Genomic DNA, 12,364 nt, shown 5'->3' with positions numbered 1-12,364 from the left:
AGGAGGCCCGCCCCGAAAACAATATACGAAAAACTTATGGTCCTAAAACCTTTGTATCCCTTTTTCCGCCAGGCAAAGACATTCATCAGCACGCTGAGCAATGCTGCTATGAGCGCGTTCAGATTGAGCATTGTGCTTAGGTCAACGGCCATCGGAGATCCTATGTGTGCATGCAGCTGTACTGATTGTCGGTGTAGACACCCGGCAATCCGAGTAGGCCTGATATATTTACAGAGTATTGGGTATTTTAGCCTTAATCAAAAGACAAATGCAAGGAGGGCTAGACCGGTTGTCAACGGCGATCTGAAACAGTATTACGGCGCAACCTGATTGGCGAACATAGAAGTGGCTCAGTTCGTTTGAACAGATTCCTTTATTCCTTAAGTGGAAAACCCGCCCTGGTAACGCTGCCAGATCCAATGCTGGCAGCGTCGAGTAATAGCCCTCATCCGGTGCCAGCCAGTTCAGAGCTTAATGCGGTTGAGATCGATTAGGAAATATTTTGATTGTTATAAACTGAGATAGTTTCGATTTGATCTGACACTCTCCTATCAATAAGGTGTCTCGATCCACCTGATCGCTTCAGTGTCATTTACCTTTCCGAGATACCGCTGGGTGGTTGATAGATCCACATGGCGCAGAATAACTTTGCCGACTACCTCAATGGAAGTGCCAGCTCTTGACGCTTACGTGGCTGTATGTCGTCTCGTCGGAAGTCGTGTGGACGCAGCTCGCTATTGACCATCTTGCCAGCCTTTTTCACCATCGACCAAGCGGCAATATAAGAAAGGGAAAAGATACGGTCGTTTCTGCCGATATCCTTGTGTTTGATGTAAGTAATTAACCTTACAGATGTTTTCTGTAGAGCATAAGCCGTCTCGTCAACTCGACCACTTTTTGGACGTTGGATACTCAGGCTCTCTCTTGAGTATCTGCAGGTGTAAGGTTTAAGACTTCTCCTACTCTCATGCCGCCTCTAGCCATCATTTCCAGCATGAGCCGGTTCCATGTATGCGTGATCCTGAAGATGACCTCATCAAGATTTTCAGCTCTGAGAAGTACACAGAGGGTAAACACAGACAGTCTTATGGATTTTGGACCCCACTTATTGCTCTGTACTCAAGGTGTCGCGAGGAGGAAATCTGCCAGCTTCACTTTGAGGTTATTCAGCAAGAGAGAAGTGTATGGGTTTTTGATATAAACGATAAGAAAGAGAAGAGGCTCAAAAGTCAGTCCAGTGAGCGGCTGGTCCCTGTGCATCTAAAGCTGGTAGAAATTTGCCTTCTGGAACTTGTGAAATCTCTTCAAGATAAGGGTGAAGAACGTTTATTCCCAGAACTCCACCAACGTCGAGATGGATATGGACAGACTGCTTCTACATGGTATGGAAGGTTCAAAAACCGATGTGGTTCTGGGGCGGGCATAACGTTTCGTCCATTCAGGCATACCTTCATCACACACCTGAAGCTGATCAGGTTGATACATACATGATCCATGAACTCGATGGTCACACAATCGATTCCGAGACAATGGGCAGGTATGGCGAGCGGTTTCCCCCACAGATATTACTGAGGGAGGGAATCGAGAAGATTGACTATGAGATTGACCTGAGTTGTATAAGAATGCTGGACAGCTAAATTTGTTGAAGCTATATGTTCGAGTATGCAAACTTGCCTTCGGTAACGTCTTTACTTGTTGGAGCATCACATGGGAATCTTATTCAATTCCTTCAAAGAGCAGAACTACTTTCTTTCCAAATGGTCAGGGAAAATCACTGATCGTGAGATGCTAGATGAATATGCAAGATTCTTCTCCTCGGAAGACTGGGTGCCAGGGATGAATGAACTGTCAGACGTGGCCGAGGTAGACATGACTGATATCTCTCCGACCGGAGTCTTAGACCTCAAGGTGTATACTGAAAAAACCTACAGTGAACACAATGTCGACAAGATGAAGACAGCAATATACTGTTCAGATGCGCTACCTTATGGAATTGCTACTGTTTACCAATCTCTCGCAGAGGATTCCCCTGAAGATGTTCGTGTCTTTCTGGATTTTGATGAAGCTAAAGAATGGTTATTGTAATAGTTGTATAGTTCAATAAGGGGTCATGAGCTTGAACAAACCAAGGCAAACCGGGGTAACAGTTCACTTCAAAAAGTTATTCTTTGTACGAAACGTCCTCATTCCATATCTTGAATTTATCATCAGGGCGGCCATGCATATGACCACGCTGATCGCTTCGATACTGCTCAGTGGCTCCTGAAGAACGATATAGCCAAGCAGCGCGGTAATTCCCGGTACAGATGCCATGAACATGGTGGACGTCATAGGTCCAAGGGTCTTGATCGTATGCGCAATAAGAAACCCTGCGAACAACGTGACAACTACACCCTGGAATATCGCCTGAAGCAGAACTTCCGTGAGCGAAGCGGCAGGAATACCTGTATCACTGCCGAGCCAGAACGGCAGGATGGTAATAAAGTTGATAATGGGTATCCAGACTACGATATCCATCAGCCGGACATTCCATTTCTTTACGGCTACGGCATAAAAACTGAAAAACAGTGAGGCGCAGGCAAACAGCAAAATGGCCATGATCCCCTGAGGGTTCCCCAGTTTCTGCCAATCACCGCCAATGAGCATTGCGTCTGCCAGCAGAATACTGAGAATACAAACACCAGTAAGGGTGCTGATTTTCGTCCTGTTCCAGAGATATCCTATGACGGCGCCAAAGACCGGCAACAACCCGTTAATCAGCACACCTGCCGTTGCCGCTTTGGCCGTGACCATTCCAGCAAAACAGAAGGTGGTATATAACACTCCAGCACTCCAACTGACCAACAGCAGTTGATGGATAGGGATGCGTCGCCAATTGTAGACGAACCACAACGGAATGGAACAGACCAGCGCGGTAGTGAACCTGACGAAACTGAGGTCAATAGCTGAGAGTGTGGTCTGAGCACCATGTCTTGAAAGGACGATCCAACCAGACCAGAGCAGAATAGCCAGTAAACATGCCAGGTAAGACAGGAAACGGCTGCCTGCAAGGTTGACCTTCGCTGATTTCATCGTCATTGGCAGAATTTTCTGCATGTTTTCATCTCCTATATTCCCGATGGTCTTTACCTGAAGAATAGGAAATGAGCAATTGCTTCCTTCTCGATATTGTAATTTGAATCTTGTGGAATTACATGTCCTGCGGAGGTAACTGTCTGCCCATTCCTTTGCGGCAGGATCATTTTCAGGGAAGTATCATACAGTAAACAACCAGATGTCATAAAATTATATTGAACTGTTTATCCTGCCCTTGCGAATTTATCCCTGTATTCCCTTGGGCTAAGACTGGTTCTGTCCTTAAATAACCTTCGAAAGGTACTTGCGTTTTTATAACCTATCTGGAGGGTTATCTCGTCAATACTGTCTTGTGTTAATTCCAATTTCTTCTTTGCCAGTTCAATCCGGAAGTTTTGAATATAGGCAAGCGGACCCTGACCTGTTGCCTGTTTGAAGCGACGTTTGAAATGTCGTGGACTAATACCGACATGATCGGCAACTTCATCGATAATGGCTATTTCTGCGTAATTTTTCTCGATAAACCTTTGTGCCTTTTTAATAGCCATATCCGCATGGTTTTCCTGTTTAGGTTCGAGAAAGTACGGTGCCTGGCTTTCTCTATTCGGATCTATCAGGAGTGCTTTAGCACAAGCTCCAGCGAGTTCCTTTGTGCCATAACGTTGAATGAGGGTGAGTGCTAAATTGAAATACGCAGTTGCAGCACCTGTACAGATCAGACCGGCTTCTTCTGTCAAGATTAGTTCAGGTCTAAGCCTGACCTTGGGGAACATGTGCTGAAACCGGCGGGCGAACTGCCAGTTTGTGGTTGCCACGTGGCCATCCAGTAAACCCGTCTCGGCAAGAAGAAATGAACCGGTGCAGACTGCAGCAATAGGAACGCTCATCCGATTGTTTTCAACGAGCCATCTCCTGACTGCCGTCGTTAATTGCTGGCCCAGCTTTGATGACGGAAATACTGGCGGCAGGATAATAAATTCAACATCCCTTGCCTCAGAAATAGATTTGTGAGTTCTGAGCTCGATACAGCCACTGCTGGTGACAGGCCTGCCATCGATTGAAACAAGTTCCGTTGTAAAGAGTTTCTTGCGGCTGCCAGTTAGCTCCTGGTGCCAAAGGTTGGCAATAGTGAAGGTATCGAGCAAGCCAACAACTCCTGATGAAAAGCAGTCATCTGTGACGAGAAAGGTAAAATTCATGCAGCTCTCTCTAAAATAATATGAGATGGGAAAAGCATATCGATGTCTTTTTTTGCACGGTATTTGTCATAAATGCCACTTTGCACGAGAGGAGACAACTGATAACGTGCCTTTACGTTAAAAATAACGAGGGGAAGAAGCTGTTTCTAACAAAAGAATCTTCAACCATCCTAAGAGGTGAAAGGCAATGGAAGAGTGGAAAAAGTCTAGTTGCGTGCTCTGTGCTCAAAACTGTGGTTTGGAGATTCTTATTGAGAACGGCAAAATGACAAAAGTCCGGCCAGACAAGGATAACCCCAGAAGCAAGGGATATGTCTGCCGAAAAGGACTGAAGGTCATGTATTACCAGTATCCAAAAGACAGATTAACGACGCCTCTGAAAAGAATCGGAGAGCGGTTTGTGCCGATATCCTGGGAAAAGGCCATTGAAGAAATCAGTGAAAGGCTTCTCCAGATTCGCACCGCACACGGTCCGCGAAGTCTTGCCTATATGGGAGCCAGCATGCAAGGCGGACACTTTGAGGCAGGATTCGGTGTCAGCCTCATGAGAGCTCTTGGTTCGCAATACCTTTACTCGTCCGCAGGGCAGGAATTCAGCGGTGCCTGGTGGATCAATGGACGTGTCTTCGGCGGTCAGCACATTCTGACTATCCCTGATGAGCAGGAAACGGAAATGCTCGTTGCCTGGGGCTGGAACGGTATGCGGAGCCATCAGCTGCCACGAGCGCCAAAGGTCCTCAAGGATATTTCAGAGAATCCAAAAAAATTACTGATCGTTGTGGACCCAAGGAAAAGTGAAACCGCCCGACTGGCTAACATGCACTTAGCGATTGCTCCGGGCACGGATGCATTATTGCTTAAGACCATGATTACGATCATTCTTCATAATGGATGGGAGAACAAACAGTATATTCAGGAAAATGTTGAGGGTATCACGTCGATACGCGGTTGGTTCAGTGACCTGGACGTGGACGCTGCTCTTGATGTCTGCCGGTTAAACAAAGATGAAGTAATAGAGTTTTGTCGATTGATGACGAGTAAGCGGTGGTGCATGCATCCTGATCTCGGCATTTACATGAACAGGAAAAGTGCAGTCGCCTATTATCTGCTCACCATTCTTGCAGCATTGTGTGGGGTCTTCGGTGTCAGTGGAGGTAATGTTATACCCGGGATGCTTCGCCCCTTGGGGGGACATGCTGATGAAAGAAGCACAAAGGTATGGCGTACTGTCGCCACCGGGATGTTTCCCGCCGCTGCGGGTTTCTATCCGCCTGCTGTTGTACCGGAAGAAATACTCAACGATCACCCCGAGCGTCTTCGGGCAATCTTGGTCAATGGCTGCAACCCCCTGAGATCTTACCCCGACACCACAGCTTATGAAAATGCCTTCGCTGCTCTCGACTTACTGGTTGTCACTGATATCGTAATGAACGAAACGGCCCGCTTTGCCCATTACGTGCTGCCTTCACGCTCATTGTATGAATGTTGGGATGGAACCTTCTTCCCCTGGACCTATCCCGGGGTCTATTTCCAGATGAGGCAACCGTTGGTAGCTCCCCCAGATGAGTGCCTGGAGCCGTCGCAGATTTTCACCCTCCTGGCAGATAAATTGGGGCTGATTCCCGAAATTCCCGAAGAGGTTGTTCATGCCGCCGGGGGCAATCGCCTCATGTTTGGGGCAAAACTCATGCAATGGGCTGCACGAATGCCATCTATCCGCAGTGCCATGCCATTTATTCTGGCAAGGACCTTGGGACAGTGCCTGGGCAGCGCTAACCAGGCAGCATTGTGGGGTATGTTGATGACCTTGCCACAAGCAGCCCGAGAGAATGGAGCACGGGCAGGCTTTACCACTGGACCGGATCAAGGGGAACGTATGTTTTGCGCCGTGCTCGACAATCCGCAGGGAATCTGGCTTGGAAATGCCGATGCTGCACAACCAACTACTGGCCTCCGAACCAAATCACGAAAATTGGAAATCCATATCGAAGAGATGGAAGCGGAAGTGCTCTCGCTGTCTCCGCAAAATGAGCGGGAATTATTAGGGGGATCAAAGGAATACCCGTTTATTCTTATGGCCGGTCGTCACATGCAATATAACGCGAATACCCTTATGAGAGATCCGGAATGGAATAAGGGGAAACGAGCCTGCACCATCGCCGTGCACCCTAACGATGCAAGAAATTTAGGGCTTATCGAACGTCAGCAGGTTCTGGTAACGACGGAAGCAGGCAGCGAAGCTGGAGAACTTGAAATAACCGATCAGGTAAGGGCTGGTACTGTCATGATTCCGCATGGCTTCGGTCTTCTGTATGATGGCAAGGTGTATGGCGTGAACGTAAACCGTCTCACCAAGAACACCAATCGCGATCGTTTCGGTACACCGCTACACAGATATATCCCCTGCCGTCTTGAGGCAAACAACGCATAGCATGGTTTGCCATTCTCCCTTTTTATACAGAGCCGATCTTGCTTTTCAAGGTCAGCTCTGTATTTCCGCCATCCTTCCTGTGACAAGAGTTCATGAGAAACTTCCACGCACTTCTCTTCCTGTATGCTGAAGATGTACCATTACTGTTTAAAGCATACAAAATTTCTCATCTATCGAAGGACTTACCCCTCTATTCTTGAGATATAAACCAAGGGGGGAGGATTTTTCCCAAAAATCTCGTATTGACAACAATCGTATTTCAGCATAAATAATCTCTATTGTAGATAATTAATATCCACAATAGAGATTATTATTCAACTTGGAGAATCACTATGTTTGACGAAAGATTTATGACGGTAGTTAGCAAAGAAGGTGTTGTTGCCATAGTATCATGTTCAGATGATGAGGCTCATGTGGTGAATACCTGGAATTCCTACCTGGCTTTTCCTGGCGAGAACCGGATGCTTATTCCTGTTTATGGCATGAGAAAGACTCAGAAGAAAGTGGAGAAGAACAACAACGTATTGCTTACCCTTGGCACGAAAGAGATCGAAGGGAAGATGGGGCCTGGAACAGGATACCTGATCAGCGGAACAGCGAGATTCATGAATTTCGGTCCAGAGTTTGATTTGATAAAGCAAAAATTTTCTTGGGCTAATCGTGTTCTTGAGGTCACGGTTTCATCCGTAAAACAGACAATTTAGCATTTCTTATTGCATTTTCTCTACATAGAGCGACACCTCCTGATCATCTCATCTGGCCAAAAGTTCAGAGCAACAAATATTGGGAGATGTCGTTCTTAATAAATATTCTAGCCTGGGAGAAGAGAACTCTGTACATTAGCCTATTGTAATTTCATTCAGTTAGTGAAAATAATGACTGAAACGTAAGGCAATAGCATTTGCTACTGGAGAATCAGATGCAGTTCAGTGTTGGAGTAGAGTACGCATTTCATTCGTTGTTCTATTTGGTTGATCTTCCAGAAGGGAAGACTGTCGGCATCAAGCAAATCGCAGAATTGAATGCAATATCTGAAACATACCTGTCGAAAGCTTTCGCTAAGTTAAGAAAGAGCGGAATTGTTCGATCCATACCTGGTGTTAAAGGCGGGTACGAACTGGCAAGACAGGCAGAAGATATCTCTTTTTGGGATATCATTGAAGCGATAGAAGGGCCATCTTTCTTTTTTCAATGTGCTGAAATCCGAAAAAAGAACATTTTTGTAGATGATCCATCTGTTTTTACAGACAAATGTCCGTGTTTGATAAAAGTGGTTATACAGGAAGCTGAAGAGCTTTTTAGAGACAAATTACGCTCTAGATCACTTCGCTGGTTGCATGATCAAGTACACAGCGATTTTTCTAAAGACAAGAAAATGGCCATTGATAATTGGATCAATACGTTATGATATTTGAAGACATTGCTCTTCAAATTTGACCTGATCCATTTGCCTTAACATAAAAAATATTGCCACTTTTAATCTTTAATTATCAAAACCAGTTCAACATATTATTTTACCTATTACCACAGGTTGACAGGTATTAAGTTACGCAAGATCCCCGACTGACTCCAGCCAGCCTGTCTCGGGGAACATCTTTCCCAAACTGATGAAAACTTACTTTGGTAAGCTACAGTCTACTGTTACTCCATTTTCGTCCAATTCCAATGAAATGCCGGGAACTGCTCTCTCAGGAATAGTCTCAATCAATTGATTCGCTAAACAAATTGATGTGGCCAAGGTATCTCTTAAGAACTACACCAGTTTTCTCTGCATGAACTGCTCAAGCTTTTGAATGAGTTAACCATTCAAGCAGGAAATTGGCAAAGCGTGACTTGACATGCAGTTTTCGGTGTATATTTTGAACTAAAATAATTCGATGTCGAAACAAAAAAGGAGATAACATTGAAATACAGTCAACTGCCCGATAAGCAGCGAAATGCTTTAAACCTTTTTGTCAAGCTCATGCGCGCTACTAACAAATTGACAAGCACAGTCCATGAGCATTTGAAAGATGACAACCTGACTATCAGTCAATTCGGAGTACTTGAGGCTGTATATCACCTTGGCCCACTCTCCCAGAGTGAGCTTGGCAACAAGATTTTAAAGAGCAATGCTAACCTCACGACAGTAGTCGATAGTCTAGAGAAAAAGATGCTGGTGGAAAGAGAGAGGGCAAGTGATGACAGGCGCAGGGTCACTGTGAAATTGACAGAATCTGGAAAAGAGCTCATTTCGCAGGTGTTTCCGCGTCATGCGCAGGTTGTGACCAATGAATTGGCATTTCTCAGTGACCAGGACAAAGACACCTTGGAAAAACTGTTACGAAAGTTCAAGTAGTCCCTTTTTTTGATCAAATATTTCGATATCGAAATAAAATACAGCATTGACCATACATTCTGTCAAAGGAGGTTAATATGAACACCATATATCATAAAAATGAATCGAGAGGCCTGGCTGAACACGGCTGGCTTACAAGCAGGCACACTTTCAGCTTTGCTAGTTATTACAATCCACAACGGATGAATTTTGGCCTCCTGAGAGTGCTCAATGATGACGTTGTCAAACCTTCAATGGGGTTCGGTACACATCCTCATGAGAACATGGAGATAATTTCCATTCCTCTTTCCGGATCGTTACGACATCGGGACAGTATGGGGAACCTGCACATTATATCTACTGGCGAAGTGCAGATCATGTCGGCCGGTAGTGGCTTGACACATTCTGAGTACAATAATTCGGCTGCTGAAGATGTGAACTTTCTTCAGATCTGGGTGCTGCCCAAAGAGAAAGACATCACCCCACGTTACGATCAAAAAGTCTTTAAAGCAAATGAGAGAAAGAACAAATTTCAGCTTCTTGTTTCACCGATAGATTCTGAAGAAACTATTTGGATAAACCAGGATGCTTGGCTGTCGATGGCCGACATTGATGCGGGTCAACGGCTCGTCTATGTGAAAAAGGGCAAAAGCCACGGCGTGTATTTCTTTGTTCTTGAAGGTGGTGCAGTTATTGACGGAAATGTTGTTCATCGACGTGATGGTTTAGGTTTGGAAGGAAGTGAAAATCACGTTGTAAAGGCAGATACCTATACCATTCTCTTGGCAATTGAGGTTCCCCGGTACCTGTAACAAATAACAAGAAAAAACATCAGCAATAGGAGATACTGTTATGAAATCACTCCGTGTTTTTGGAATTAGTGGCAGCCTGCGTCAGAAATCGGCCAATGCGGGTTTACTGCGGTTTGCAAAAGATCATGCACCGTCAGGTATGACCATAGAATTGGCGGATATTCGTGATATCCCTTTTTACAATGCAGATCTGCAAGAGATTCCAAGTCCTGTACAGACCCTAAAGGATGGCATTGAAAAGGCGGACGCTTTGCTTTTGGCTTGCCCGGAATATAATTACTCTATTGCACCAGCGTTGAAAAATGCTCTCGACTGGGTTTCACGAGCACCTGAGAACTACCTGCTTGCTGGGAAGCCGGTTGCGATTATGGGAGCCGGTGGCGGTATGGGTACGGCAAGAGCTCAATACCATCTAAGACAGGTATGTGTGTACTTAGATCTCTATCCGTTAAACAAGCCGGAGGTATTCAGCAATGCCTTTAGTGCAAGTTTCGATGGCGAGGGGAATCTTGTCGACGCAACAATTCAGGAATTGATAGTCGAGCAATTAATAGCTTTGCAGAAATGGGCTATGACTATCCGGTACAAGAATCAATGACCAAAGACATTTTAACCAAAGGAGTAGAGTCATGGCTCACATACTTTCCGACACAGATGGTGGATTGCTTACAAAAGAAAACTGCGCAGTTGTTTTTATCGACCATCAACCACAAATGACATTTGGCGTATCCAACATTGATCGGCAGTTACTGGTAAATAACGTTCTGATGTTGGCAAAAGGTGCAAAAGAATATGGGGTTCCCGTAATCCTCACAGCTGTCGAAACCGAATCATTCAGTGGGTACATATGGCCCGAGTTGATGGATATCTTTCCTGGCCTGCAACCCATAGAACGGAGCAGCATGAACTCCTGGGATGATGAGAAATTCAAGGCGGCTATTCGTACTATCGGCAAACAGAACATAGTGATTGCTGGTCTCTGGACAGAGGTATGCGTGGCCTGGCCTACCCTCAATCTTTTACATGAAGGGTATAATGTGTATGTCGTTGAGGATGCCTGTGGTGCAACCTCCCATATTGCTCACGATGCTGCAATACGAAGAGTTGTGCAGGCTGGGGCTGTACCAATGACCAGCGTCGCCACAGTACTGGAATTTCAACGGGATTGGGCAAACAAGGAACATTATGATGCTGTGCTTCAAATTTTCCGACAGCATGGTGGCGCATATGGTGATGGTATTGATTACGCATACACCATGGTCCACAAAGCCCCTCAGAAAACAAAAAACCCTCATGTTGTTGTATAGTTGAGAAAATTCTACAGTTCCCGTAGCTCGGTCTCACCCAAGAGCAACGAGCTACGGGATGGTCGTACATGTTGCCTCTATTTAGCACAAAAGACATTAAGCAAATCATCTGTGCGGGAGCAGGAATATGAACCGCCTATCGTGATTTGCGGACCTCTGCAAAACTCTGCTCGACCACTCCTCTTCGGCGAGAGCATCAGGAATGGTGTTAATTCGTACGACTTGCCATCGCATTCTGGTTGGCAATGCAAACCTCAAACTGGCAATAGCTACACGATACTGTTTGCTATTTTCCATATTGCCTGACATGCAGTCTTTTTGTATAACCGAACATGTGGCAGGATACACAGAGCTGTATAATCCATTGTTGTTTTGAGGCACACATGATTAAATTAAAAGCAAATGGAATAAAATGGCTTAAAGGTTTTCACTTGATTGCAGTTTCTTGTTGGGTTGGTGGTGCTGTTTCCCTGGTATTGCTCTATTTCTTAAAAGATAAAGTTGCTGATGATGGAGTTCTGTATGGAATCAACCAGAGCATTCACCATGTTGATATGGCAGTTGTTGTAATCCCCGGCGCCTTGGGATGTCTGGTAACTGGTCTAATATACTCTGTTTTCAGTAATTGGGGTTTTTTCAAGCACAATTGGCTTATATTTAAATGGATTGTCACTATTACGGCCATATTATTTGGAACATTTTTTCTGGGGCCGTGGGAAACGAATATGATGGAAATCTCTGGAAAACTCGGAATGTCCTCTATGAGTGACGATGAATACCTATACAATGAAAAGATGAACTTAATTTTTGGTACTATTCAAGTTTTGTTGCTGATAGTGACTATTTTTATTTCAATTTTCAAACCTTGGAGATCGACAAAAGGAAAACACATATAACAAGGGCATCCACACAACCCGGAAGACGCGCACAAATTTTTATATTCTCGAGCCTCTTGCAAAAAGACGTGCAATAACAGAATCAGGGAGTATTTTGATTTAACACGCTGAAATAATAGAGCTTCATGGCATTTCCTGGTATAGTTTTGTATCCAGCAAAACCAATCCAAGGAGAATGCCATGAAGCTCATAGACACGATATCATGGTTGATGGGACGTGTCCAAGGAAGTCTATTTCCTCATCTAAACCAATGCTTGCCAACACCGTTAACTGAACAGGAGGAACGATTGGTATCAATTCTGGAACTTGTCCAGGTTGAACGATAT

Annotated in this window: 12 protein-coding genes; 10 read left to right on the top strand and 2 right to left on the bottom strand. The window is 45.0% G+C overall.

Annotated features, from left to right (window positions below; all coding sequences use genetic code 11):
• Nucleotides 1-1,011 precede the first annotated feature (1,011 nt).
• Nucleotides 1,012-1,491 carry a site-specific integrase gene (locus BUF15_RS25400; protein ID WP_073617065.1) on the top strand — a complete coding sequence of 160 codons (480 nt, stop codon included), beginning with the start codon at nt 1,012-1,014 and terminating at the stop codon, nt 1,489-1,491.
• Between the two features lie 216 nt (nt 1,492-1,707).
• The gene (locus tag BUF15_RS25395) at nt 1,708-2,085 is read left to right on the top strand and encodes a hypothetical protein (RefSeq protein WP_073617063.1); all 378 of its coding nucleotides are present in this window, start codon (nt 1,708-1,710) and stop codon (nt 2,083-2,085) included.
• Nucleotides 2,086-2,148: 63 nt separating this feature from the next.
• On the opposite strand, the gene BUF15_RS25390 is transcribed toward BUF15_RS25395, so the two are convergent.
• Both BUF15_RS25390 and BUF15_RS25385 read right to left on the bottom strand, forming a co-directional pair.
• Complete coding sequence (locus tag BUF15_RS25390; protein ID WP_073617061.1) at nt 2,149-3,096, bottom strand: DMT family transporter; 948 nt, start codon at nt 3,094-3,096, stop codon at nt 2,149-2,151.
• A 203-nt stretch (nt 3,097-3,299) separates the two neighbouring features.
• Nucleotides 3,300-4,274, bottom strand: coding sequence for a GlxA family transcriptional regulator (locus tag BUF15_RS25385; protein ID WP_073617059.1), 975 nt, complete (start codon nt 4,272-4,274; stop codon nt 3,300-3,302).
• 187 nt (nt 4,275-4,461) lie between these two features.
• Between BUF15_RS25385 and BUF15_RS25380 the strand changes: the two genes are divergently transcribed.
• From BUF15_RS25380 to BUF15_RS25345, 8 genes are all read left to right on the top strand, one after another.
• Nucleotides 4,462-6,705: a molybdopterin-containing oxidoreductase family protein gene (locus BUF15_RS25380; RefSeq protein WP_073617057.1), complete on the top strand. Its 2,244-nt coding sequence runs from the start codon at nt 4,462-4,464 to the stop codon at nt 6,703-6,705.
• A gap of 332 nt (nt 6,706-7,037) precedes the next feature.
• Nucleotides 7,038-7,409, top strand: a complete 372-nt coding sequence (locus BUF15_RS25375) for a pyridoxamine 5'-phosphate oxidase family protein (RefSeq protein WP_073617055.1) — start codon at nt 7,038-7,040, stop codon at nt 7,407-7,409.
• A 215-nt stretch (nt 7,410-7,624) separates the two neighbouring features.
• On the top strand, nt 7,625-8,113 hold the full coding sequence (locus BUF15_RS25370; RefSeq protein WP_073617053.1) for an RrF2 family transcriptional regulator: 489 nt from the start codon (nt 7,625-7,627) through the stop codon (nt 8,111-8,113).
• 495 nt (nt 8,114-8,608) lie between these two features.
• Nucleotides 8,609-9,043, top strand: a complete 435-nt coding sequence (locus BUF15_RS25365) for a MarR family winged helix-turn-helix transcriptional regulator (RefSeq protein WP_073617051.1) — start codon at nt 8,609-8,611, stop codon at nt 9,041-9,043.
• A gap of 77 nt (nt 9,044-9,120) precedes the next feature.
• On the top strand, nt 9,121-9,834 hold the full coding sequence (locus BUF15_RS25360) for a pirin family protein (protein WP_073617049.1): 714 nt from the start codon (nt 9,121-9,123) through the stop codon (nt 9,832-9,834).
• Between the two features lie 40 nt (nt 9,835-9,874).
• Nucleotides 9,875-10,432 carry an NADPH-dependent FMN reductase gene (locus BUF15_RS25355; RefSeq protein ID WP_073617047.1) on the top strand — a complete coding sequence of 186 codons (558 nt, stop codon included), beginning with the start codon at nt 9,875-9,877 and terminating at the stop codon, nt 10,430-10,432.
• Nucleotides 10,433-10,463: 31 nt separating this feature from the next.
• Nucleotides 10,464-11,141 carry a hydrolase gene (locus BUF15_RS25350; RefSeq protein ID WP_073617045.1) on the top strand — a complete coding sequence of 226 codons (678 nt, stop codon included), beginning with the start codon at nt 10,464-10,466 and terminating at the stop codon, nt 11,139-11,141.
• 383 nt (nt 11,142-11,524) lie between these two features.
• Complete coding sequence (locus BUF15_RS25345; protein WP_073617043.1) at nt 11,525-12,037, top strand: hypothetical protein; 513 nt, start codon at nt 11,525-11,527, stop codon at nt 12,035-12,037.
• Nucleotides 12,038-12,364: the final 327 nt, after the last annotated feature.

Source organism: Desulfopila aestuarii DSM 18488, from assembly GCF_900143695.1.
GTDB lineage: Bacteria > Desulfobacterota > Desulfobulbia > Desulfobulbales > Desulfocapsaceae > Desulfopila > Desulfopila aestuarii.
Note: the sequence above shows the minus strand (reverse complement) of the source record. Positions and strands in the feature narration are given on the sequence as shown.

Excerpts from the sequence above, each read along its gene's own strand:
- BUF15_RS25400 (WP_073617065.1), top strand. The coding sequence starts at position 1,012 with ATGCGTGATCCTGAAGATGACCTCATCAAGATTTTCAGCTCTGAGAAG.
- BUF15_RS25395 (WP_073617063.1), top strand. The coding sequence starts at position 1,708 with ATGGGAATCTTATTCAATTCCTTCAAAGAGCAGAACTACTTTCTTTCC.
- BUF15_RS25390 (WP_073617061.1), bottom strand. The coding sequence starts at position 3,096 with ATGCAGAAAATTCTGCCAATGACGATGAAATCAGCGAAGGTCAACCTT.
- BUF15_RS25385 (WP_073617059.1), bottom strand. The coding sequence starts at position 4,274 with ATGAATTTTACCTTTCTCGTCACAGATGACTGCTTTTCATCAGGAGTT.
- BUF15_RS25380 (WP_073617057.1), top strand. The coding sequence starts at position 4,462 with ATGGAAGAGTGGAAAAAGTCTAGTTGCGTGCTCTGTGCTCAAAACTGT.
- BUF15_RS25375 (WP_073617055.1), top strand. The coding sequence starts at position 7,038 with ATGTTTGACGAAAGATTTATGACGGTAGTTAGCAAAGAAGGTGTTGTT.
- BUF15_RS25370 (WP_073617053.1), top strand. The coding sequence starts at position 7,625 with ATGCAGTTCAGTGTTGGAGTAGAGTACGCATTTCATTCGTTGTTCTAT.
- BUF15_RS25360 (WP_073617049.1), top strand. The coding sequence starts at position 9,121 with ATGAACACCATATATCATAAAAATGAATCGAGAGGCCTGGCTGAACAC.
- BUF15_RS25355 (WP_073617047.1), top strand. The coding sequence starts at position 9,875 with ATGAAATCACTCCGTGTTTTTGGAATTAGTGGCAGCCTGCGTCAGAAA.
- BUF15_RS25350 (WP_073617045.1), top strand. The coding sequence starts at position 10,464 with ATGGCTCACATACTTTCCGACACAGATGGTGGATTGCTTACAAAAGAA.
- BUF15_RS25345 (WP_073617043.1), top strand. The coding sequence starts at position 11,525 with ATGATTAAATTAAAAGCAAATGGAATAAAATGGCTTAAAGGTTTTCAC.